Below are 23,510 nucleotides of genomic sequence, written 5' to 3' on the forward strand. Positions count from 1 at the left end.
ACCTTTGGGGCCGAGCACCGACACGGGAGCGTATATGAGGGCATGGATCGTCCGGGCCGGGTCCAAGGGCGAGTGGGAGTCGTGGGCCCTGGAGAACGGCTGCGCCGCCGTCAGTTTCACGGGCGTCCCCGACCTTTGCCCCGCGGGCTCCCGTGAGGACGTCTTCCAGCTCCTCTCCCGCGCCTTCCCGACGGACGGGGAGAACCGGCTGCGTACCCTGGCGGCCCAGCTCTGGGCGTTCCGCTCCCGTATCCAGCTGGGCGACCTCATCGTGCTTCCGCTCAAGACCCGGTCGGCGATCGCCGTCGGCCGGGTCACGGGCGACTACGAGTACCGCTCTGCGAACGAGTCCGGATGCCGCCACGTGCGCCGGGTCGAGTGGCTGCGTGACGACGTCCCCCGCTCCGCGGTCCGCCAGGACCTGCTGTACTCGCTCGGTGCCTTTCTCACCGTCTGCCAGGTCAGGCGCAACGACGGCGCGTGGCGGATCGACCAGGTCGCCCGGCGGGGGAGCGACCCCGGGGCGCGTACGGGGAAGGGGATCGTGCCGGGTGCCGAACCGAACGGCGACGCCGACGAGGGCGAGACCAGCGACGTGACCGCCGTGGCCTTCGACATCGAGCAGCAGGCCACCGACCGGCTGCGCAGCCACCTGATCGAGACCTTCGCCGGTCACCGGATGCAGGACCTCGTGGCGGCGGTCCTGGCGGCCGAGGGTTTCCACTGCACGACTCCCCCCATGGGTCCGGACGGCGGCATCGACGTCCTGGCCGGGACCGGTCCGCTGGGGCTGGGGTCGCCGCGCATCGTCGTCCAGGTCAAGAGCGAGGCCAAGCCGGTGGGCGCGCCCGTCGTCCAGCAATTGCTCGGCGCGGTGGGCCAGCACAACGCCGACCACGGCCTCCTCGTCGCCTGGGGCGGGGTCACCAGGGAGGTCGACCGCATGCTCATGGGGCACCAGTACTTCACCCTGCGGATCTGGCAGGACAAGGACCTCATGGACGCGATCTTCCGTACCTACGACCGTCTGCCCGAGGAGATCGTCAAGGACCTGCCGCTCAAGCGCGTGTGGACCCTCGTGGAGGAGTCCGGCTGACAGAGGCGTCGCCAAGACGGCCCGAACCGTGTTCTCCCTGCCCTGACATGGTTCCTTCGGGCAGGAGACGAGAGCGCACGGATCCGGACTACGTTGGGCTTCGGTCCGCATCGTGCGGGCCCTGCCGGAACACCTTTTCCCTGTGCCAGGAGAGCGCGGCTGGGGCGGGTTGGTCGGCCTTCGCCTGGGGCAGGTCCAACGGTCGTCCCTCCAGGCCGGTGTACTCCTTCACCCCGTTGGAGGAGTGTCTGTGCAGGTGCGGGCTCACCTGCACGGTCAGCGAGGGTGAGATCGCCAGATATCCCTGGTCGAAGAGCTTGTGGACGTCCGCGCGCAGCAGCAGACCGTTGTCGAGCCGGTGCAGACCGCCGTGGCTGACCGGGTGGATGTGCGCGGCCTCCAGAGCGGGCCGCACGTCGACCCCGGTGATCGCGCACCGGCCCTCGTAGGCGTCCAGGAGCCTGAGTTTGAACGCCTCCTGCCCGAGGCGCTGACGTACGAGGCGCTTCTCGCCGCGTGTGGGCCCGTCGTATGACCAGGTGGCGGTCGAGAGGGCGGCATCCTCGACCGGGGTGCCCCCGCCCGCGGACAGCACACGTTCGACGATCGGGGCGAAGTAGCCCGCCAGGGCGGAGGACTCGATCCCGTCGTAGCCCTTCCCCTGGACGAGGTTCTTCCGGAAGTCCGGGGGAGGGGGGAAGGTTCCCTCTTCGGCGAAGAAGACGGGGTCGCGCAGCATGATGCAGCCGATGAGAGGGTCATCGCCGGCGCGGATCGGGGGTTTCTTCTCCTTCACGCGGTACATGTTGAGCGCCTCACGCAGTTCACCGAGGCTGCGCCTGCCGTTGCCCTCTCCGAAGGCGGCCCACGCCTGGGAGAGCGGAACACGTGCGAAACCGCTGAAGACGGCGCCGCCCACGATTCTGTTGTGGGGATAGCGGGTCTTGAACAGGAACAGGTCGCCCAGGCCGATCCGCCCGAAGACGGACTCTGACGAGGGCCGCCAGAAGTTGATCTCGGTCAGCTGGGGGCGCTGCGCGATGAACTCGGCCCAGTCCTGATCGGTCACGCCGACAAAAGCCTTCATGTCCGACATGATTGCTTATCAGCGTTTGCGGGGTAGCCCGAAAAGGCGTTCCGTGCTCCTGATGACCGCAGATGGCCGGAAGCGGCCACACGTCACCGCTGCCTTCCGCCCCGACGCTCTCGGGAGGATGACGAGGGAGAGGGCAGCGTCACCGTGCGGTGCGGCGGGTGTCTCTTCCCGGAGGGTGCGGGCCGATGGTGAAGTCGGGGAAGGCCATCGCGTAGCGGAGGCGGCTGGTGGACGCACGATCCCGGGCCGAAGAAGCATCAGAACTCAGCGCGGCGTCGTGGTCCGGGCGCACAACGCAAACCGCGGAGTTGGGGTCGAGGTGACGCGGTTGGGCCGGTAGGCGCGGGCCGGTTCGCTCCTGAACGGCGGTCGCGAGGAGACCACCACAGGGTCGCCCGGATGCGACCTCCACCTGTCGTCAGCCCGAAGGCCCGGGCGGCGGTCGTACCGCCCGGAGCCCCTGTTCCTCCTGGGCCCTACCGGCCCCACGCCTCACCCCCGGCTGCGGGCCTTGTGGGCGGCCCGCCGCGCCGCCTTGGCCACCCGCTTGTCCGGGTGCAGCCGCCCCAGGGTCTCCAGCGCCGGGACGGCCTGGGGGTGCTCCACCCGCCACAGCTCGTCGGCGGTTTCGAGCACCATCCGCCCGATGGACCCTCCGTCCGACTCCTCGTTGAGCGCGAACAACGTGCTGACCTGGTACTCGCCCAGCTCCATCGGTCCCGCGACGGTGTCGATGACCATCCACGGACCGTGCTCGGTGAACATCCGCCGCCCCTCCTCACCGGTGAGCGCGTCGGAACTGAGCAGCGCGCTGGCGGCCATGCCGACCATGGTCGGCCGGTCCGATCCGAGCAGGGCGCGCAGCGCGGGCGCGGTCCGCTCACCCAGCGAGTTGACCACCATCGCGCCCAGGGCGCGGCGCGCGGCGCCCCGGCCGGTGGGCGCCGCGGCGGCCTCCGCGATCTCCCGCACCGCCTCCTCCGCCGTGCGGTTGGCCGCCCACGGCATGACCTCGGCGGCGTGGTACTCCCGGGGCAGCGCCGCCAGCGCGTCGAGGAGTTCGTCCGCCCCGGCCGCGGCCAGGGAGCCGCTGAGCGGAGCCGGGACCCCCAGGCCGAGCAGGAGTTCCCGGGTCCCGAACCGGCCCAGCGGGGTGAGCGCGATCGAGCAGTCGATCGTCCCGCTGGCGTGCGCGGCCTCCTCCTCGTCCTGGTCGGGGATCGGCGACCGGATGTGTCCGGGGTGGTAGAGGGCGGTGAGCCGCGGGGGAGTGCGGTCGGTCAGGCGCACCGCGCCGATCTCGGCGAGTTCGTGCACCGCGTCGTAGAGGATCTCGGTCATGAGACCCTCCCACCTCTCCGCCTCCGGGGCGGGGAAGGCGCTCACCCCGTTCTCCTGGGGGACCAGGGCCCGCGCCAGCTCACCGATCGGGAGACCGGTGCCGTCGGGCGCCTCGTAGAGGGAGCGCAGGGTCGGGGGAAGGACGTCGGACCTGTCGATCCCCGAGCCGTAGTACCCGTCGGGGACGGGCGGGCCGTCGACGGCCGACTCGAACAGGTCCGTCCACAGGCCCAGCACCCGTTCGGGATCCTCCTCCAGCCCCTGGACCGCGTCGCTGGGACGCGCGGTGGTGGACCGCAACCGGACCAGGCCCAGTTCGACGGCGGCCTCCCACGGAAGCAGGAAGTCGAGGAGGTCCCTGGCCGAACGGACGTGCCGCAGACGCTCGGCGCGTGCGGCGGCCTCCTCCTCGGAGTCCACCGGCCACAGGCCAAGTTCCTCGACCGCCGCACGGGCCTCGCCGGGCCGGGGCACCCCGGTGCCGGTCAGTTTCCGGCTCGGGGCGGTCCACCGGGCCAGCCGGACGGCGCCGCGGAACAGCGGTGCGTCCAGGGCGGCGCGGGCGAGCTCGTCCTCCGGGGGCAGCACCACCGGCCGCGCGGGGTCGGCGCGTGCGGCCTCGTCGGCGGGGTCGGTCAGGGGCAGCGCCCCGACCCTCCTCCGAAGGCCCTCGCGGAGCCTGTCGGTATCGAGGTCGTCGGGGACGAGCAGCCGCACCCAGGCCCGCTGTTCCTCGGCCTCGTCCTGGGGCCCGTCCTGGATCTCCTCGGGGTGGTCGCGCAGGCGGCGCAGGTGTTCGTACCCCTCGGCGCCGCCGCAGTCCTCGGGCGGGCAGCCGCCGTGGCCGTCCAGGAACCGGGGGTAGGCGGTGTCGGCCTGGGGGTCGCCGACGTCCTCGACGGTGATGACGTGCCGCCATTCGCCGCCGAGGTCGTAGGTGTAGGTGCCCTGGGAACCGGTGCGCCGCAGGACGTCGCCGACCCTGACCGCGCGCTCGTCGCGGTCGGGCGGGCCGAACCCGTGGTAGTCCTCGGACCGGTCGCTGTAGCGCCGTCCGCCGAACTCGAAGATGTGCAGGTGCTCGCTGTTCCAGCCCATGACCGCCTGGATGATCGCGTGCAGACCGTCGAGGCGGGTGACGGAGGGCACGTCGACACGGCGCCAGACCGGAGGTTCGGTGTCGTCGAGGACGATCATGAGTCGGTGGACCCGATGCGACGGTGCGCGGCGTGCCATGCCCTCTCCCTGAGGCTTGCTGCGGTTCGGTGCTCCCAGTTCTAGCGGTCGGCCTCGGCCGAGCACGGCGGTTTCGGGAAATCGACACGGAGGCGGGCACGACACGGGCGTCGCGCGCAGGGGGCACGCGGAACGGACACGGCCGCCACCGGTCACGAGGTGGCCGGTGCCGCCCCCGGCCGTCCGTGTCGCAGGAGGGCGATAGGTTCCACTGGCACACCCCCGCGAAGTATCGGAGAACCCCTGTGCCCTCACCGGCGTCCCCCGCCCTCTGCCGCGTCGTCTACTGCGAGGGCTGGGACCCCGCAGCCGCCCGTCCCGTGGGCCTGCTGAGCCCGGACACCGCCCGGGAGCGCGACGAGGCCGGTGAGCAGTACGCCGTCCTCGTCCGCGATCCCGGGGGCGATCCGCTCGTCCTGCTGGAGATCGCCTGGTCGCACGACCACTGCGGGGTCTGGCTGTTCGACGCCGACGGCGAGCGGCGCACCCACCACCGCTACGCGCGCGGGGAGGAGGACGGCCTCACGCTCACCCACAGCCGACGCTGGCCGGACCCCGCCGCGGAGGGCGCCGACGCGGACCGGAGGCTCACCCTGACCACCGTGGTGCTGATGGGACCGGAGTGGGCCAGCCACCACCACGACTACCTCGGCGGCGACCGCACCACCGTCAACCGGCGGCCCGACGAGGAGCTCGTGGCCGTCGCGAGCCGCCCGGCGCCCGGGTTCGGCCGGTGGGAGGAGCTCCTGGCCCTGCACCCCCGGCTGCACGGCATGGCCGTCCGGCTGAGCGACGCCGACGTCGAGCCCGACCCCGTTTCCGTACCCGCGCCCTGGCGCCCGCCGGGTCCGCTGGCCCCGGACGGCGTCGACGAGCTCTTCCGGCCGGGGACGGAGCACCGGGACGCGCAGTGGAAGAGCGCGGGCACGATCGAGGTGCACGACATCGGGACGCTCGCCCTGCCCACCGGACGGGTCCTGGTCTGCGATCCCTCCGGGCTGGCGGGTGCCACGGAGCGGCAGGCCCTGTCGGTCGCCCTGCCGGTCGGGGAGCACCCCGTGCGGCTGTCCGTGCTGCGTTCCACCGACCCGGACCGGGAGTTCGCCCTGGTGGCGGGTCTGAGGATCGACGTCGCCGACCTGGTGGGAACCCCGGTCGACTCCTGGGAGATGGCCCTGTGCCCCGGCCAGGACTTCCACGTCCTCGGTGAGGGCCAGTTCTTCGGCGTGCTGGTCGACGGCGGCAGCGGCGTGGTCGGCGTCTGCGACGCGGCGTGCCTGCCGCACCTGAGCGAACTGTTCCTGGACCCGGAGCGCGACCACCACCTCGTCATCGGCCACACGGAGGAGGAGCTGGCGCGCTTCGCGGACCGGGACCGGCTGATGGGGGAGGCCGCCCGGGCCTTCCTCGACGCCCCCGGCTCCCACACGGCCCAGACGTTCGCGGTGACCGTCGGCGACTCCCTGGGCGGGGAGGCGCACACCCGGAAAGGTATGTGGCTGCTGAGGCGGCTGGCGCACGCGATCGTCCACACGCAGGACCCCGGTCCCGTCACCTCCGCCGACCCCCGGGAGCGGGCCGCGGACACCAGCCGCTGGTCCAGGACCCTGGCCGAGCCCGTCAGCGGCGGGAACCTGGTGACCGTTCCCGCCGGCTACGGTGCCGACCCCTGCCCGATGTGGCTGGGACGCACCGCCGACGGCCGCGTCGCGGCCCTGGTCGTCGACACCCGGGTCATCGACCGGCCCCTGGAGGTGTAGCCGCCCGGGCCCGCCCCCCCGCTGGTGCGGTCGGGCACGTACCGGCGAGGGGTCGGTCACCGTGTCCGCCGGTGGTGGTCACGCTCACACGGAAACCCCTGCTGAGCTGCGGTAGTGTGGGGCCTCGTTGTCGCGTGGGCCGCTGTGTGTCCGGGGTCGCCCCGTCCACCCCAGGCCCGTTCCGACGGCCCGGCGGATCGCGTACGACGCCCCGCCCCGCTCCACCGCGTGCCGGTTCCACACGACGGCCGTCGCTGCGACCCCGTCGCCGTCGGACGCCGTACGGGCACGTCGGCCGGAGCCTTCCGATACCGGCCCAGGCGCGCCGGTGCTTCCACCCGAGGGGCCTCCTCCACTCCATGTTCTCCACGCTGCGTGCACGCGCGTCCGCACCAGGCAGACGTTCCGACCGCTGGGTCACGGGCGTGACCGGCGCCTTCCTGGCCGTCTTCGTCCTCGCGTCCCTGCTCTCACCCCGTACGGTCGGGGCCGTCGTGGACACGGCCTTCGCCTGGTCCGCGCGCTGGTTCGGCGCCTACTGGCAGCTTTTGATGCTGGCCACCTTCGTCATCGTCACCGTCCTGGCCTTCTCCCGCTACGGCAGGGTCCGGATGGGCGGTCCCCAGGCCCCCGAGTTCGGCCGGTTCACCTGGGTGGCGATGATCGCGACCACCCTGCTGGCCGCGGGCGGGGTGTTCTGGGCGGCGGCCGAACCCGTCGCGCACTACGCCTCGCCGCCGCCGCAGTACGCCGACGCGGCGGGCGGAGCCGAGGGCGCGGCCGTCGCGCTGGCGCAGAGCTTCGCGCACTGGGGTTTCGTCGCCTGGGCCGCCGGCGGATCGCTGGCCACCCTGGTGATGATGCGCGGTGTCGAGAAGGGCATGCCGCTGCGTCCGCGCACCCTGCTGTGGCCGCTCATGGGCGAGCGGGTGCGCACGCACTGGATCGGCGCGGTCGTCGACATCAGCTGCGTGCTCGCCGTGGTCGCCGGGACGGTGGGGCCGATCGGCTTCCTCGGACTCCAGATCTCCTACATCACCGGCGCGCTGTTCGGTCTGCCCGACACCTACGCCGTCCAGGCGACGATCATCCTGGGCCTGACCGTCGTGGCCGCGATCTCGGTGCTGAGCGGCATCCACCGGGGCATCCAGCTGCTGAGCCGGGCCAACGTCTGGCTGGCCCTGCTGCTCATCGCCGCCGTGGTCGGTATGGCGTCGCTGCCCTTCGTCGTGGACCTCTACCTCCAGGCGAGTACCGTGCACGCCCGGGAGTTCCTGGCCATGAGCCTGTACCGGGGCGACGAGGTGTGGCTGGGGTACTGGACCCTGTTCTTCTTCGGCTGGTTCCTGGGCTTCGGGCCCATGATGGCGATCTTCTTCGCCCGTATCTCCCGGGGCCGCACCGTGCGCGACATCTACGTCGGGGCGACCGTCCTGCCCTCGGTGGTCACCACGGTCTGGTTCACCGCGCTGGGCGGTACCGGCATCTGGCTGGAGCAGCGCGACCCGGGGTCGATCACCGGTCCCTACGCCGAGGACGGCCTGCCCGCGGCGGCGCTGTCCATCCTGGAGGCGCTGCCGATGACCACGGTGCTGGGCGTGCTGACGGTCCTGGTGGCGCTGATCTTCCTGGCGTCCACGCTCGACTCGATGTCGTACGCCATCGCGGCCTCCAGCATGCGTGAGGGCGAGCCCTCGGGGCTGGTCCGCGCGGTCTGGTGCGTGGGGATGGGCCTGGCCGCCGTGGCGCTGCTCCTGGTCGGGGACGGCGGTATCGGGGCGTTGCAGTCCTTCATCGTGGTGACCGCGGTTCCGGTGGGCCTGATCATGCTGCCGACGCTGTGGACCACGCCCCGCCTGCTGCGCGCCATGGCCGTCGAGCAGGGCATTGTCGCCGCCCCCCGGTCCCCGTCCGCGCCCTCGGAGCGGGAGGGTTCCCGGGAGGCTGAGGCCGGAGCGCCGGTGGGCTGAGGCCGTCCGGCCACCCGGCCGCCCGGTCGGACGCGCGCCTGTCCGACCGGGCGCGGACGCCTCGCCTGTGTTCCTAGCGCTGGGGCGCCAGCATCGCGTACACGTCCCACACGTGCCGGTAGGCCTCGACCCGGTCCTGCTGGTTGTCCAGCCAGAAGTTGCCGCCCACGTCGGAGTGGAAGTAGCACAGCCAGGCCAACCCGTGTTCGGCCAGCGCGGCGAGTTCGGTGAAGGAGCGCATCCACGCGGTCTTGTCGGCGTCGGAGACCTCCGTGCGGTCCTGGTCGACCCCGAACTCACCGACCCCGAAGGCCAGGCCGTTCGCGTTCGCGAACTCCAGCGCCGTGCGCATGTGCTCGCCGGCGGACTGCTCGGGGGTCCCCTCCAGGTCGACGTAGGTGTCCACGGCCAGGAAGTCGGACAGCTCCGGAAGCGCGTACTCCAGCTCGTTCAGGTTGCGCACGCCCCAGTTCGTCAGGCAGGGGCCGATCCCGGCGAACCCGCCGACCTCGGTGTAGGCCCGGTGGACGGTGCGGTACAGGGCGTGGTAGTCCTCGGGCGGCATGTTGTCCCGGGGCTCGTGGTGGGGGACGACCCACACGTTCGACCGGTCCGGGATCGAGGAGAACAGGGTCACCAGGGCCTCGACCGGTGTCGTCGGTGCGGGCTTGAACGACCACACCTGCACCCGGACGCCGTTGTCGTGGCGCAGTTGCGACGCCGAGAACGAGTCGGGGACGCCGGAGTCGTACACCCGCCGCACCTGGACGGGGCGCCCCGTCGCCTCCTGGGCCTGGTCGATGACCTGGGGCCAGGAGGTGCCGCCCGCCCTCCAGCCGACCGCCAGTCCCGTCGCCGCCACCGGTGCCCGGCCCCCGGCCTCCAGCGCCGACACCCGGCTGTCCAGGTCCAGGACCCGGGCGTCCAGGGTGGTGATCCGGTCCAGGGCGGCTTCGCCCAGAACGGTGACGAGTTCACTCACGGGTTCTCCTCCAATGATTTTTGTTGGTGTGTTCCGGTTTCCGTGCCGGGTCGTGCCGCGGGTGTTCTGCGCGGCGGGAATGCGTGGTCCGGGTCCGGGGTCGATTCCGCAAAATGGGGTGCGTGCTCGGGTCGGCGGGAATCGCGGTAGGGTGGTCCTGGCCGGTTCGCGGTGCGGTGCGGTCCGCGCCGACGTGCGAACAACGGCATCCTCGGCGCCTGGTCGAAGGTGGCTTTTCCGCGCTGTTCCGGGTGTCGTCGGCCCTTTCCCAACAACGCCGTTCGTCTCGGTCGGGGCGGGGTGGTCGCGTGGGGAGCCGGTGCTTCCCCGTGTGTTCCACGGTACGAATTCCGTGCGCACGTGTCCATTCCTGGCCACCAGGTTGACGGTGAATGTATATTTCCGTCATTTCATTTTTTCCGGCATTTCCGGGCCTGCGGTCCGCGGTGGCGGGGGCCGGATGCGGGGGATGCGCGGCGAGCGCGGCACGCGTCCCGCTCTGCGCCGCGCCGCCGTGCCGGTGTATCTTCCTCGCGAGTTCTCCCCTGACCCCGAGGAACCGCCATGACCTCCCCCGACACGTGCCGCATCCTCTACTGCGAGGGCTGGGACGCCGACGCGGCGCGCCCCGTCGGCGTCCTGGACGCGGACACCGCCCGCGCCCGCGACGCCGCGGGCGAGCAGTACGCCGTGCTGGTCCGCGACGAGGCGGCCGCCCCGCTCCTGCTGGTGCAGGTCGCCTGGTCGCACGACCACTGCGCGGTCCTCCGGTTCGGCGCCGACCGCCGGATCGACGCCCGCTACCGCTACGTCCGCCGGAGCCACGGCGGCCTCTCGCTCACCCGCGCCCGGTGGCGCCCGGCGCGGGAGCGCACGGTACGGGGCAGACCGGTCCGCGAGATCGCCGTCCGGCTGCTCGACGAGGACACGGCGACCTACCAGTACCGCTACGGGTTCGAGGGCTCGACGGGCCACGTCAACCGCGGGCCGGACGCCGACCTGGCGCCGTTCACCGCCCGCCCCGCGCCCGTCTTCGGAGATTGGGACGGCCTGCTCGACCTGCACCCCCTGTTCGCTGACGCCGCCCCGGCCCTCCGGGTGGACGCCGTGGATCCCGACCCCGAACCGGTGCCCGCCCCCTGGCGCCCTCCCGAGCCCCTGTCCCCGGTCGGCGTCGACGCCCTGTTCCGCCCCGGGGGACGCTTCCGGGACGGCCGGTCCGACGCCGTCGGCACGGTCGAGGTCCACCCCGCCGGCACCCTCGCGCTGCCGACCGGCCGGGCGGTCGTCACCGACCCCTCCCTCCCGGCCCCGACCGCCGACCGGGAGCTGACGGTGGCCCTGCCCCCCGGCGAGCATCCGGTCCGGCTGTCCGTGCTGCGTCTGGACGGCGACGCCTCCCCGGTGGCGGGGGTGAGGGTGGACGTCGCCGACACCCCCGTCACCCGCTGGGACATGGCCCTGCGCCCCGACCAGGACCCGCGCGACCTCGACGACGGCGGCCACTACGGGGTCGGCGCCGACGGCGGCGTGATCAGCCTGTGCGACGCCTCCGGCCTGCCCGCCCTGGCCGAGGCGCTCCAGGGCGCCGGGCACCTCCTCCTCTCCGGCCCCGGGCACCCGCTCCCGCCGGACCTGCGGGGGCGGGTCGAGGTGACCGGACCGTGGTCCAGGACCCTGACCGAACCCCTCGGCGGGGGGAACCTGGTGGTCGCGTCCACCGGCCAGGGCGACGGCGTGTACCCGGTGTGGGTCGGCCGGGGCGCCGACGGTGACGTGGCGGCGCTGGTCGTGGACACCGGGGTCCTCCGCGACGCCGAACCCGCCGACCCCGCCGATTCCGCGGGGGACGCCGATGCCGCCGCGGGCCCCGTCACCTGACCGCGCGGCGCCGCCCGCCGGGACCGTTCACTCCCCGGCGGGCGCGTGCCCGTCCGGGGCGGCCAACCGGCCCAGCACGCGCGGCAGCTCACCGGTGTACGCCACCGTCAGGCGCCGGGTGGCGCGGGTGAGCGCCACGTACAGGTCGTTGGCGCCGCGCGGCTGCTCCAGGATCAGGCCCGGCTCCACGACCACCACCGCGTCGAACTCCAACCCCTTGGCCTCGGTCGCGGTCAGCACCACCACCGGAAGGTCGTCGCCCCCGCGCCCGGCCCGACCGGCCTCCGGCAGGGCCGCGGCGGCCCCGTCCACGCTCCGGTCGCCCGTGACCACCGCGACCCGTCCCTCCCCGATCGCCCCGGTCTCCTCCGCCACCAGCGCGGGCAGCTCCACCGCCCACGGCCCGCCGACCCGGACGGCGCGCGGCGCGTCGCCCTCCTCCCGGACCGACTCCGGCGGCTCCTCCTCCGGCGCCGCCTCGCGGAGCACGTCGGCGGCCACCGCCATGATCGGCGCCGGGGTCCGGTAGTTCACCCGCAGCCGCTCCACGTGCATCTTCTCCCGTACGTAGGGCTCCAGCGCCGCCACCCACGACCGCGTGCCCATCGCGCTGCCGGTCTGGGCGAGGTCGCCCACCACGGTCAACGACCGCGTGGGCACCCGCCGCATCACCGCGCGCCAGGCCATGGGGGACAGTTCCTGGGCCTCGTCCACGATCACGTGCCCGTAGGTCCACTCCCGGTCCGCCCCCGCGCGGTCGGCGGTGGTCAGCCGGGGACCGGAGTCGCGGTGGCGCTCCGCCAGCGTCGACCCCTCGATGAGCTTGGACCCGTCCCAGACCCTGACCTCGGACAGCCCGGTGGCCTCCAGCACGCCCTGGGCGTAGCGCTGCTCCTCCGCCCGCTCGGCCGCCTCCCGCCGAGCCCGTGCCCGGTCGGCGCCGCCGTCCCGGCCCAGGAGTTCGGCGGCCTCGTCCAGGAGCGGCACGTCCTCGACCGTCCACTCCGCGCCCCGGGTGCGGGCCAGCGCGGCGCGCTCCCCGGGGTCCAGCCCGGCCCGTTCCCCCACGCGTTCCAGCGCCTCGGGGTCCGCGAACAGGTCCTCCAGCAGCCGCTGCGGTGTCAGCAGCGGCCACAGCGCGTCGATCGCCGCGCGCACCGGGTCCTCGTGCCAGAGCCGCTGTCCGTGGACGGGCAGATCCTCCTCGTCGGCCGGTCGCCGCAACAGCTCGGCCTCGGCCCGCGCGAGTTCGGTGAGCAGCGCGTTCACCACGTACGTGCGGGCAGCGTTGTGCGTTCGCCGCGGGCCGCGCGCGGCGGACAGGACGCGCTCGCACGCGGGGCCGGGCACGACCAGCGGGCCCGCGTCGGTCTCCACCCGCAGGCCGGACGACCCGAACGCCTCCGCCGGCGTGCGCTGGCGGTCGCGTACGGCGGCCCGCACCAGGTCGACCATCCGCGTGGAGCCCTTGACGAGCGCGCTCGCGTGCGGATCGTGCGCGTGCGCCTCCACACCGGGGAGCAGGGCGCCGACCGTGCGCATCACCACGTCGCTCTCCCCGAGCGAGGGCAGCACGTCGCCGATGTAGCGCAGGAACGCCGGGTTCGGTCCGACCACGAGCACTCCGCGCCGCTCCAGCACGCGCCGGTGCGTGTAGAGCAGGTAGGCGGCCCGGTGCAGGGCGGCGACGGTCTTGCCGGTACCGGGTCCGCCCTGGACCACGAGGGCCCCGGACAGCCCGGCCCGGATCACCCGGTCCTGTTCGGACTGGATGGTGGCCACGATGTCGCCCATCCGCCCGGTCCGGCCCCGGCGCAGCGAGGCGAGCAGCGCCGCCTCGCCGACCAGTTGGCGGCGGTCCGTCTCGGTGAGGCCGTCGGGGTCGAAGACCTCGTCGTCCAGGCCCACGACGCGGCGGCGGCGCACCCGCAGGTGGCGGCGGCGGGTGAGTCCGGCCGGGTCACCGGGGGTGGCGGCGTAGAAGGGGCGGGCGGCGGGGGCGCGCCAGTCGACGAGGATGGTCTCGTGGTCGGCGTCGCGCAGCCCGATCCGGCCGACGTACAGGGTCTCGGCTTCGTCGTCTCCGGCGCGGCCGTCGTCCCCGGCGGCCAGGTCGATCCGGCCGAAGCACAGCCCCTCCTCGACCGAGCCCAGCTGGGAGCGGCGCCTGGCCTGCGCGTACGACCGGTCCTCACGCTCCACCAGCGCCGCGTATCCGGCCCGTTCCTGGAGGTGGGCGGCGGAGAGCCGGTCGTCGGTGTGGGCCCGCAGAGTGTCCAGCCGCGCGTACATGGCGCTGACCCGGCCCTGCTCCTCGGCCAGGGCGGCGTGCTCCGGGGACGTGCTCTCGGCGGAGGGGGAGTGGTGCGCGGCGCGGTCCGGCGTCGGGTCCGGTGCGGCGTCCGCTTGACGGAGCTCCATCAACTTGCTATCCTTTAGTTGAATGGTTTTTTGTGTGCTTAATTCAGGAATTGCGAAATCCGTATCGTAGCACGCATTCTCCCTCGTGTGGCGTGAACGCACACGCGACGGCGGTGGAGTCCACCCCGTCCGGCGGTTCCCACCGGGACAGCCCCCGACGCGCACCGCCCGACCGCCGACGCTCAGTCGGCCCCGCCGGTCAGCCCCAGGCGGTTCAGCGCCGCACCCACGCGTTCCTCCTCCTCGGCCAGGAACACGGCGAACTCCGCACCCTCCAGATACGCGTCCGTCCACCGGTTGCGCTCCAGCTCCGCCCGCCACTGGGCCGAGTCGTGCAGCTCGGCGACCATCGCGAGCAGTTCCTCGCGGTCCGGCCCGGTCAGCCCCGGCGGCGCCAGCAGCCCGCGCCAGTTGAGGAAGTGCAGCGGGATCCCCGCCTCCGCCAGCGTCGGCGCACCCGTCTTCGGATCGGGGTCCGCGCCGGTCACCGCCAGGACCCGCAACTGCCCCGAGTCGATCGCCGCGCGCTGCTCGCTCGGCCCGGCCGCCGCCACGTTCACCTCGTGACTGAGCAGCGCCGCCTGCATCGGACCGCCCCCGTCGTAGGTGCGGTAGTTCACCTCCGCCGGGTCGATCCCCAGCTTCTCGGCCAGCAGCATGGTCACCATGTGGTCGGGGCCCCCCGGGGTCGAGCCCCCGCCGATCAGCACGCTGGAGGGGTCGGCACGCCAGGCGCGCACCATGTCGTCGATCGTGTCGAACGGCGAGTCCGGCGGCACCAGCAGCGCCTCGGGCTCCTCGATCAGCCGGGCCAGGGGCGTGGCCTCCGTCGCCGAGTGCGAGGCCGACTCGATGTGGGAGTTGGCCAGCACCCCCAGCCCCATCTGGAGGACCAGGCCGGGGTTGCCGCGCTCGTACACCAACCGCGCCAGGGCCGCGGTCCCCGACACCCCGGGCAGGTTGAACACCGTCACCTCCGGGACCGCCCCGGTCTCCTCCAGGACCGCCTTGATCGTCCTGGCGGTGTGGTCGAACCCGCCTCCGGGCGGTGTCGGCACCATGATCCGCAACTCCGCGGGGCCGCGCACGGGCAGGCGGCCGGTCAGCGGCAGGCAGGCCGCCAACGGCAGCACGAAACCGGCGGCCAGTACGGCGCGCCGGTTCGTGCCCCTCATCCGATCCGCCTCTCCGTCAGCTCTTCGGCGACTCCGCGCGCTCGGGGTCCTCCCCGGCGCCCGGGCCGACGGCCCCGGCACCGGCCGCGGACCGGCCGTCCGCGCGCTCCCGGACCGCCCGGACCAGCGACGGGACCATCGACAGCACCGCCAGGGCGATGAGCCCCGCGGAGATCGGCTCGGTCACGAACACCGACCAGTCGCCGCCGGAGATCTGCAGAGCCTGGCGCATGGACTTCTCCATGAGCCCGCCCAGGATCAGCCCCAGGATCATCGGCGCGGCCGGGAAGTCGTTCTGCCGCATGAGGAACCCGATCACGCCGAACGCGGTCAGCAGGCCCAGGTCGAACACGCTGAAGCTGAGCCCGTACACCCCCACCACGCAGAATACGACGACCAGCGGGATCAGGACCGCCTTCGGCGTCTTGAGCACCTTGGCGAACACCGGGATCAGCGGCAGGTTCAGCACCAGCAGCACCGCGCTGCCGATGTACATCGACGCGACCAGGCCCCAGAACATGTCCGGGTTGTCGGTCAGCATCAGCGGACCCGGCTGCACACCCAGCACCAGCAGCGCGCCGAGCAGGATCGCCGTCGTACCCGAACCGGGCACGCCCAGCGTCATCAGCGGCACGAACGAGCCCACGGCGGCGGCGTTGTTGGCCGACTCCGGGGCGGCCACGCCCTTGGGGTTGCCCTGACCGAACGTGTCACCGTCCCTGGCGATGCGCTTCTCCGCCGAGTAGGAGAGGAAGGACGCCACGGTCGCGCCCGCGCCCGGCAGCACGCCGGTGAAGAAGCCCAGCACACCCGAACGCAGCGTCGGCGGGGTGATCCGGGCGATCTCCCGCCCGCTCAGCCGGAGCGAGGTGACACCGCCCTGGGCGCCGCCCCGGCCGCGGCGGTTGAGCATCACGAACACCTCGGCCAGGGCGAACACGCCCAGCGCCACGATGAGGAACTCCACGCCCTCGAACAGTTCGGGAAGGTCGAAGGTGAACCGGGTGATCGCGGTCTGGGAGTCGATGCCCACGAGCGCGATCATCACACCCACGACCGCCGAGACGAGCCCCTTGACGAGGTTGCGCCCGGCCAGGGAGACCACGGCGGTCAGGCCCAGCACCATCAGCGCGAAGTACTCGGTTGGGCCGAAGCTGACCGCGAACGAGGCCAGGCTGGGCGCGATCAGCATCAGGCCGATGACGCCGATCGTGCCGCCGGTGAAGGACGACAGCGCGGCGATCGCCAGCGCCTTGCCCGCCCTGCCCTGGCGGGCCATGGGGTAGCCGTCGAACGACGTGGCGACGGTACCGGCCACGCCCGGCGCGTTGAGCAGGATGGACGACGTGGAGCCGCCGAAGATCGCCCCGTAGTAGACCCCGGCCAGCATGATGATCGCCGAGGTCGGGTCCATACCGTAGGCGATGGGGATCATCAGCGCGATCGCGCTCATCGGACCCAGCCCCGGCAGGATGCCGATGACCGTGCCGGCGAGTACGCCGATGAAGACGAAGAGCAGGTTCTCCGGGGTGATCGCTACCGCGAACCCCTGGACGAGTTGGTCGAGCATGGTGAGGGTGTCTTTCGCCTCGGTGGGGTCAGAACGGGAGCGGCCCGCTCGGCAGGACGACGCCCAGCCCCTCGGACATGGCCAGGTACAGGGTCAGGGGCACGCCGACCGCGACCGCGGCGGTCGCCACGTGGCGGCGGTAGCCCAGGTAGAAGGTCATCGCACCCAGGTACAGGGCCGTGGACAGGACGAACCCGAGGGGTTCGAACAGCGCCACGTAGACGATGAGCGCGCCGACGAACAGCGCGACCTCCAGGCGCGGGTCCTTCAGCCGCCCGAGCGCGGCCGCGCCGGTACCGGCGGAGTCGCCGTCCGCGGCGGCCGCGGGTCCCGGTTCGGCTCCGTCCGAACCGCCGTCCTGCGTGCCCGCCTCGTCGGCGGTCGTCCCGTCGGCCTCCGGGGCCGCCTCGTCGTCCGTCGCCTCCGGGGTGCGCTGGAAGAACAGCAGAGCCGCCAGCACCAGCAGCACCACACCGAGCCAACGCGGCAGGGTGCCCGGCTGCACGGGGACGTTCACCGCCGTGTACTCGGGTACCTGGAAGGCGAGGACCAGGTAGCCGATCGCGAACACGGCGAGCGCGATCGCCACCGTGCGGTTGCCGAACCCGAAGGTCCGCCGGTTGGCGGACCCCCGGAGGGGGCGGAGCGGGGCCGCCCCCTCGGAGCCCGTCGTGCGCGGGGTCATGGTGTCCTCCGTCGTCACTGGAGCCCGACCTCGGTCAGGATCTCGGCGAACTCGGAGCGCTTCTCGTCGAGGAACGCGCCGAAGTCCGCGCTGTTCTGGTAGGCGTCGGTCCAGCCGAGCGAGGCCGACTCCTCCTGCCAGGCCTGCGTCTCCATCAGGTCGGCGAACAGGTCCTCGTAGTAGCTGACCTGGGCCTCGTCCAGCCCCGAGGGGGCCATCACACCGCGCCAGATGTCGAAGGTGAAGTCGACGTCCTGGTCCAGGAGCGTGGGCACGTCCGCGATGGCCTCCACCGGCTCCGGCGAGGAGACGGCCAGCGCGCGGAGCTCACCGGCCTCGAGCATCCCCGCGGCCTCGCTGACACCGACGACCGCCGCGTCCACGTGTCCGCCGAGCAGGGCGGTCATGGCCTCGCCGCCGCCGTCGAAGGGCACGTAGCTGGCCGCGGCCGCGTTGCCGCCCGCGGCGTCGATCGCACCCGCCAGCGCGACGTGGTCCATGCTGCCGGGCGCGGAGCCGCCGCCGATGTTGGCCTCGCCCCCGTCCACCGTCTCGACCAGGTCGGCGAAGCTCTCCAGCTCCGAGTCGGCGGGAACCAGGTAGACGATGTAGTCGGTGGCCAGCCGCGAGATCGGGGTGAAGTCCTCGTGGTCGTACTCGGAGTCGCCCGCCATCGGCACCAGCAGGATGGGCGGGCTGGTCACGAACAGCTTCTGCGGGTCGCCCTCGTGGCCCGCGACGTAGGCCCAGCCGATCGCGCCGCCCGCGCCCGGCTTGTTGACCACCTGGACCGACTGGTCGACCAGGCCCTCCGACTCCAGCAGCCGGGCGCTCGTGCGGGCGAGCGTGTCCCAGCCGCCACCGGTCCCGGCGGGCGCGGTGATCTCGATCGGGCCGTCCGGCTGCCACGTGCCGTCGGCGCTGGTGGTGCCTCCGCCGTTCTCACCGCAGGCCGCCAGGGCCAGCGGCAGGACGGCGGCGGCCGCGGCCAGCCGCAGCGCGCGGGCCCGGGTCAGCCCGGCACCGAGTGTGGAGGGGAGGTGGGATGTGATGCGCCGCATAGTGTCTCCGTAGGGGATGCCACCGGGTGTGTTCCGGATCTCTTGTGAGGCAACACACAGGCAAACAGACGGAAACACCAGTGAGAAGTGTTGTGATGGTTGTGCGGACAACGGAGGTAACGGACGTTGTGTTCGTAGTGTTCACGGCGGCTCCCGAGCCCGCGCCGACCACGGCGGGGCGGCCGTGAGCGGGGCCGGCGACGGAACCCCGGGGCGGCGGCTCACCCTCGCCGGACAGTTCCTCGCCCTTCAGCTCGGCATCATCGTCACCGTCCTGGTCATGGTGGGTGCCGTGTCCCTCGCCCAGTCCGACGCCCGCCTGCGCCAGACCGAGAGCAGACGCATGCTCGCCGTCGCCGAGAGCACCGCCGCCCGCGACACCATCCGGGTCGGGCTGGGCGATCCCGGGCGCGAGGAGGTCCTGGCACCCCTCGCCGAGAGCATCCGCGCCCTGTCCGGAGCCGACCTGGTCGTGGTCCACGACGACCGGGGGCGCCCGATCACCCTCGGCCCCGGACCCGTCGACGGGACCGGCGAGGCCGACCTGCCGGGCGTGGCCACCGCGCTGGACGGCCGCGCCTGGACCGGGGTGACCGACGTCGGCGGCCAGCGCACGGTCGCCGCCGCCGTCCCCGTCATCGGCGAGGGCGGGACGATCCTCGGCGTCGTCGTCGCGGGCAGCGACTACCCGGGCCCCGGCGAGCTGCTCGTGCTGGCCACCCCGAACCTGCTCGTCTACCTCGGCATCGCCAGCGTGCTCGGCGTGGTCGGATCGCTGCTGCTGTCCCGCCGGGTCAAACGCCAGACCCTGGGCCTGGAGCCCGAGCAGATCACCCGGCTGGTGGAGCACCGCGAGGCCATGCTGCACGGCCTCAAGGAGGGCGTCCTGGGCCTGGACGCCGACGACCGCGTCACCCTGGTCAACGACGCCGCCGTCCGCCTGCTCGACCTGCCGCCCGACAGCGTCGGCACCGCGCTGGCCGACCTCGACGTGCCCCGGGGGCTGCGCGACGTCCTGGTCGGGCGGGTGCGCGGCCGCGACACCGTCGTGGCCATCGGGGCCCGGCTGGTCGCGCTCAACCGGATGCCGCTGGCGACCGAGGGCCGCGCGGTCGGGTCGGTCACCACCATGCGCGACCGCACCGACCTGGCCGAGCTCCAGCACGAACTGGACGCCAGCAAGACCACCACCGACACCCTGCGCGCACAGGCCCACGAGTTCGCCAACCGGCTGCACGTCATCTCCGGTCTGCTGGAGCTGTCCGAGTACGACGAGGCGGCCCGCTACGTCAGCCAGATCGGCGGCGCCCGCGCCCGGTTGAGCGCCCAGGTCACCGAGCGCATCCAGGACCCCTCGCTGGCCGCCCTGCTCATCGCCAAGGCGAGCCTGGCCGCCGAACAGGGCGCCCAGCTCAGGGTGGCCGCCGAGGCCCGCCTCGGCCAGCTCTCCGAGGAGTTGGCCGCCGACCTGGTCACGGTCGTGGCCAACCTGGTGGACAATGCGCTGGACGCGGCCACCCAGAACGCCGGGCCCGACCGGCCCGCCTGGGTGGAGGTGGACGTGGTCGGCGGAGACGGCGACCCGGTGCACGTGTCCGTGCGCGACTCGGGGCCGGGCGTACCGAGCGAACTCGCCGACGAGGTGTTCCAGCACGGGTACACGACCAAGGGCGGCCCGGGCCGCAAACGCGGCCTCGGCCTGGCCATCGTGAGCCTGGTGTGCGCGCGCTGCGGTGGCGAGGTCACCGTCTCGGGCTCCGAGTTCACCGCAGTCCTGTACGACCGCCACGACGACGAGGAGAACAGTTCATGAGCACGAGCCGAGCCGCCGACGGCCGGGACGGCGACGGTGCTGAACGGGGCGGGGAGCCGACGGTGCGCACGCTCATCGTCGACGACGACTTCATGGTGGCGCGCGTCCACCGGGCCCTGGTCGAGCGCCTGCCCGGCTTCACCGTGGTCGGGGAGGCGCGGACGGGGGCCGAGGCCCTGGAGATGGTCGCCCGGACCCGTCCCGACCTGGTGCTCCTGGACGTCTACCTCCCCGACATGAACGGCATCGACGTCCTGCGCCGCCTGCGCGGTCCCGACGCGGGCACCGACCTGCCGGAGGTCGACGTCCTGGTCATCACGGCCGCCCGGGACAGCGCCACCGTCCGCCAGGCGCTGCGCGGCGGCGCGGTGCAGTACCTCATCAAGCCCTTCGAACCCGCCGAACTGGTCGAGCGCCTGCGAGGGTACTCCCGGCTCCGCCGCGACCTGGCCGCCGACACCGCGCCCGACCAGGACGCCGTCGACCGCGCCTTCGGGGCCGCCCGGCCGCCGGAGCGCGCCGCCGCCACCCGGAACATGCCCAAGGGCCTGACCCCCGAGACCGCCGACCTCGTCCGCGCCGCGCTCACCCGGGCCGTGTCCGAGGGCGGCGCCGCGGCGGACCTGTCGGCCGCCGAGTGCGCGTCGGAGACGGGGGTGTCGCGGGTCAGCGCCCGCCGCTACCTGGAGTACTTCGCCGAGCAGGGGCGCGCCGAGGTGCGGCTGCGGTACGGGACCGCCGGGCGGCCCGAGCGCCGCTACCGGTGGCTGGGCGGCTGAGGTCGTGTTCGCTTTGGTCCTCCGCTGCGCTTGGGGCGACCGTGCCGGGGAACAGGCCTCCCCGCACGGGAACGGGGGCCGCGTTCGCCGCCCGTGGTGGTGGTCGGGGGCCGCGTGAGCCGCTACACTCGGTGCCATGCGAACCGAGACCACCCGTCACACCCAGTGGTGGCGCCGCTCCTAGGCGGTGCACCCGGTTCGTATACCCGAGACCAGCGACCGCCCCGGACCGGCGGTCGTTTTGCTTTTCCCACGGCCCCGGCCGGTGTGACCCACCCGACCGACACAGCGCCCGAAGGACCGGCCGTGAACTCCAGCGACGCCTCGACCACCACGTACCGCACCCAGGGCGGCGTGACCGTCCGCCGCACCGCCACCGACTGCGATCCCGAGCTGCTCACCGACCTCGTCCGGTCGGTGGAGTACCGGCGCGGCGGCGTCCTCTCCTCCGGAATGGAGTATCCGGGCCGCTACGACCGCTGGCACCTGGGGTACGTGGACCCGTGCCTGGAGGTCACCGCGCGCGGCCGCCGCGTCACCGCCACCGCCCTCAACGCCCGCGGCCGTGTGCTGCTGCCCGTCGTCGCCGACGCGCTGGTCTCCGTCGGGGCCGACGGGGACCGCGAGCGGGACGCCGACCGGGTGGCGGTCACCGTTCCCGAACCCGACGCGGGGGAGTTCTTCACCGAGGAGGAGCGCAGCCGCCGCCCCAGCGTCTTCACCGCGATCCGGGCCGTCATCGCCGCCATGAGCAGCCCCGAGGACGCCAACCTGGGGCTGTACGGCGCGTTCGGCTACGACCTGGCCTTCCAGTTCGAGCCCGTCGAACCGCACATCGACCGCGACCCCGCCGACCGCGACCTGGTCCTGCACCTGCCCGACGCCGTCGTCGTCCGCGACCGCAAGCGCGAGACCTGTGTGCGCTACACCTACGAGTTCACCGTCCCCGCCGACGGCGACCGCCCCGAGGCCGCCACCGACGGGCTTGAGCGCGCCACCGAGCCGACCCCGCAGGTGGTCGACGCCGAGGTCCCCGAGGGGCCCGTGCCCGGCTCCTACGCCCGCATCGTCGCCGAGGCCAAGGAGAAGTTCCGGCGCGGCGACCTGTTCGAGGTCGTGCCCGGCCACCGCACCTACGCCCGCTGCTCCTCCCCGGCCCGCTTCTACGAACTGCTGCGCGAGCGCAACCCCGCGCCCTACGAGTTCTTCTTCAACCTGGGCGGGGGGGAGTACCTGGTCGGCGCCTCCCCGGAGATGTTCGTCCGCGTCACCGGCGAGCCCGGAACCGGCCAGCGGGTGGAGACCTGCCCGATCTCCGGCACCATCGGCCGCGGGGAGGACGCGCTCGGCGACGCGGAGAACATCCAGGAGCTGCTCTCCTCGGTCAAGGAGAAGTCCGAGCTGACCATGTGCACCGACGTCGACCGCAACGACAAGTCGCGGGTGTGCGAACCGGGCAGCGTGCGGGTCATCGGCCGCCGCCAGATCGAGATGTACTCGCGTCTGATCCACACCGTCGACCACATCGAGGGCACCCTGCGGCGCGAGTTCGACGCCCTGGACGCCTTCCTCACCCACATGTGGGCCGTCACCGTCACCGGGGCGCCCAAGACGTGGGCGATGCGGTTCATCGAGCAGCACGAGACCAGCCCGCGCCGCTGGTACGGCGGCGCCGTCGGCGTCATCAACTTCGACGGTTCGATGAACACCGGTCTGACCCTGCGCACCGCGCACATCCGCGACGGCGTGGCCGCGGTCCGGGCCGGGGCGACCCTGCTCTACGACTCCGACCCCGAGGCCGAGGAGCGCGAGACCTTCCTCAAGGCGCGCGCCCTGCTGGAGACGCTCGCGCTGGGTGAGCGGGAGGGCGGGGCCGAGGCGCCCCGCGACGCCTCCGCCGACGACGCCGGCGGACCCGCCGCCGCACTCCCCGGCGAGGGGATGCGGGTCCTGCTGGTCGACCACGAGGACTCGTTCGTCAACACCCTGGCCGACTACGTCCGCAGGCACGGCGCCGAGGTGACCACCGTCCGCTACGGGTTCGACCCCTCCCTGCTCGACCGGTTCGCGCCCGACCTGGTGGTGCTCTCGCCCGGGCCGGGCCTGCCCGAGGACTTCGGGATGGCCGCGCTGCTGGACGAGCTGGCCGCCCGGAAACTTCCGGTGTTCGGGGTGTGCCTGGGGCTCCAAGCCATGGTCGAGCACGCCGGGGGCGAGCTGCGTACGCTCGACGAACCCGTGCACGGCAAGCCGGGACCGGTGCGCGTCTGCGGCGGACGCCTGCTGGAGGGGATCGGCGGCCAGGAAGCCTTCCCCGCCGCCCGCTACCACTCCACCTACACGCTGCCCGAGCTGGTGAAGAACTTCGACGTCACCGCCGTCCTGGACGGGGAGCACCCCGTGGTGATGGCGATCGAGGACACCGAGGCGCGGTGGTACGGGGTGCAGTTCCACCCCGAGTCGATCCTGACGGCGACCGTGGGCGAGGGCATCGTGGCGCGGATGCTGCGACTGGCCCGCGGCTGACCGGGGCCGCCCCGACAGCGACGGGGTGGTCCGCGGCGGCCCGTGCGTGGGATGGCTCACGCGCGGGCCGCGGCCCGCAAGGCCCAAACGTTACGCCCGGCTGGTGTTGGTCGCACAC

15 protein-coding genes are annotated in these 23,510 nt (G+C 73.2%); 7 read left to right on the top strand and 8 right to left on the bottom strand.

Annotated features, from left to right (window positions below):
* Positions 1 to 34: 34 nt before the first annotated feature.
* The gene (locus ACTVAJ_RS03005; RefSeq protein ID WP_470386456.1) at positions 35 to 1,096 is read left to right on the top strand and encodes a restriction endonuclease; all 1,062 of its coding nucleotides are present in this window, start codon (positions 35 to 37) and stop codon (positions 1,094 to 1,096) included.
* 88 nt (positions 1,097 to 1,184) lie between these two features.
* Here ACTVAJ_RS03005 and ACTVAJ_RS03010 read toward each other — a convergent pair whose 3' ends face one another.
* Positions 1,185 to 2,183, bottom strand: coding sequence for an HNH endonuclease (locus ACTVAJ_RS03010; protein WP_470386457.1), 999 nt, complete (start codon positions 2,181 to 2,183; stop codon positions 1,185 to 1,187).
* Between the two features lie 501 nt (positions 2,184 to 2,684).
* On the bottom strand, positions 2,685 to 4,769 hold the full coding sequence (locus ACTVAJ_RS03015) for a plasmid pRiA4b ORF-3 family protein (protein ID WP_470386458.1): 2,085 nt from the start codon (positions 4,767 to 4,769) through the stop codon (positions 2,685 to 2,687).
* Positions 4,770 to 5,014: 245 nt separating this feature from the next.
* On the opposite strand from ACTVAJ_RS03015, the gene ACTVAJ_RS03020 reads away from it, so the two are divergent.
* Together ACTVAJ_RS03020 and ACTVAJ_RS03025 are read left to right on the top strand one after the other, a co-directional pair.
* Positions 5,015 to 6,529 (top strand): DUF4241 domain-containing protein, encoded by a 1,515-nt coding sequence (locus ACTVAJ_RS03020; RefSeq protein WP_470386459.1) that lies wholly within the window; start codon positions 5,015 to 5,017, stop codon positions 6,527 to 6,529.
* Between the two features lie 359 nt (positions 6,530 to 6,888).
* Positions 6,889 to 8,499, top strand: a complete 1,611-nt coding sequence (locus tag ACTVAJ_RS03025) for a BCCT family transporter (RefSeq protein WP_470386460.1) — start codon at positions 6,889 to 6,891, stop codon at positions 8,497 to 8,499.
* A 73-nt stretch (positions 8,500 to 8,572) separates the two neighbouring features.
* Here the strand turns inward: ACTVAJ_RS03025 and ACTVAJ_RS03030 are convergent, their stop codons facing one another.
* On the bottom strand, positions 8,573 to 9,481 hold the full coding sequence (locus ACTVAJ_RS03030; protein WP_470386461.1) for a hypothetical protein: 909 nt from the start codon (positions 9,479 to 9,481) through the stop codon (positions 8,573 to 8,575).
* A gap of 564 nt (positions 9,482 to 10,045) precedes the next feature.
* Here ACTVAJ_RS03030 and ACTVAJ_RS03035 point away from each other — a divergent pair.
* Positions 10,046 to 11,362, top strand: coding sequence for a DUF4241 domain-containing protein (locus ACTVAJ_RS03035; protein ID WP_470386462.1), 1,317 nt, complete (start codon positions 10,046 to 10,048; stop codon positions 11,360 to 11,362).
* A gap of 27 nt (positions 11,363 to 11,389) precedes the next feature.
* Here the strand turns inward: ACTVAJ_RS03035 and ACTVAJ_RS03040 are convergent, their stop codons facing one another.
* The 5 genes from ACTVAJ_RS03040 to ACTVAJ_RS03060 form a co-directional block, all read right to left on the bottom strand.
* A complete protein-coding gene (locus ACTVAJ_RS03040; protein ID WP_470386463.1) occupies positions 11,390 to 13,783 on the bottom strand; it encodes a HelD family protein in 2,394 nt (797 codons plus the stop codon).
* A gap of 182 nt (positions 13,784 to 13,965) precedes the next feature.
* Entirely contained in the window at positions 13,966 to 14,958 is a 993-nt protein-coding gene (locus ACTVAJ_RS03045) for a Bug family tripartite tricarboxylate transporter substrate binding protein (protein ID WP_470386464.1), read from the bottom strand.
* 16 nt (positions 14,959 to 14,974) lie between these two features.
* Positions 14,975 to 16,528, bottom strand: a complete 1,554-nt coding sequence (locus tag ACTVAJ_RS03050) for a tripartite tricarboxylate transporter permease (RefSeq protein ID WP_470386465.1) — start codon at positions 16,526 to 16,528, stop codon at positions 14,975 to 14,977.
* A 28-nt stretch (positions 16,529 to 16,556) separates the two neighbouring features.
* Positions 16,557 to 17,213, bottom strand: a complete 657-nt coding sequence (locus ACTVAJ_RS03055; protein WP_470386466.1) for a tripartite tricarboxylate transporter TctB family protein — start codon at positions 17,211 to 17,213, stop codon at positions 16,557 to 16,559.
* Positions 17,214 to 17,227: 14 nt separating this feature from the next.
* Positions 17,228 to 18,274 carry a tripartite tricarboxylate transporter substrate binding protein gene (locus tag ACTVAJ_RS03060; protein ID WP_470386467.1) on the bottom strand — a complete coding sequence of 349 codons (1,047 nt, stop codon included), beginning with the start codon at positions 18,272 to 18,274 and terminating at the stop codon, positions 17,228 to 17,230.
* Between the two features lie 184 nt (positions 18,275 to 18,458).
* Between ACTVAJ_RS03060 and ACTVAJ_RS03065 the strand changes: the two genes are divergently transcribed.
* From ACTVAJ_RS03065 to ACTVAJ_RS03075, 3 genes are all read left to right on the top strand, one after another.
* Entirely contained in the window at positions 18,459 to 20,087 is a 1,629-nt protein-coding gene (locus ACTVAJ_RS03065) for a sensor histidine kinase (protein ID WP_470386468.1), read from the top strand.
* The gene (locus ACTVAJ_RS03070) at positions 20,084 to 20,866 is read left to right on the top strand and encodes a response regulator (RefSeq protein ID WP_470386469.1); all 783 of its coding nucleotides are present in this window, start codon (positions 20,084 to 20,086) and stop codon (positions 20,864 to 20,866) included. Before ACTVAJ_RS03065 ends, ACTVAJ_RS03070 begins: the two co-directional genes overlap by 4 nt.
* A 306-nt stretch (positions 20,867 to 21,172) precedes the next feature.
* Positions 21,173 to 23,392 (top strand): anthranilate synthase component I, encoded by a 2,220-nt coding sequence (locus ACTVAJ_RS03075; RefSeq protein ID WP_470386470.1) that lies wholly within the window; start codon positions 21,173 to 21,175, stop codon positions 23,390 to 23,392.
* Positions 23,393 to 23,510 lie beyond the last annotated feature (118 nt).

This window comes from Nocardiopsis sp. KDC1DS13DA1 (assembly GCF_055632325.1).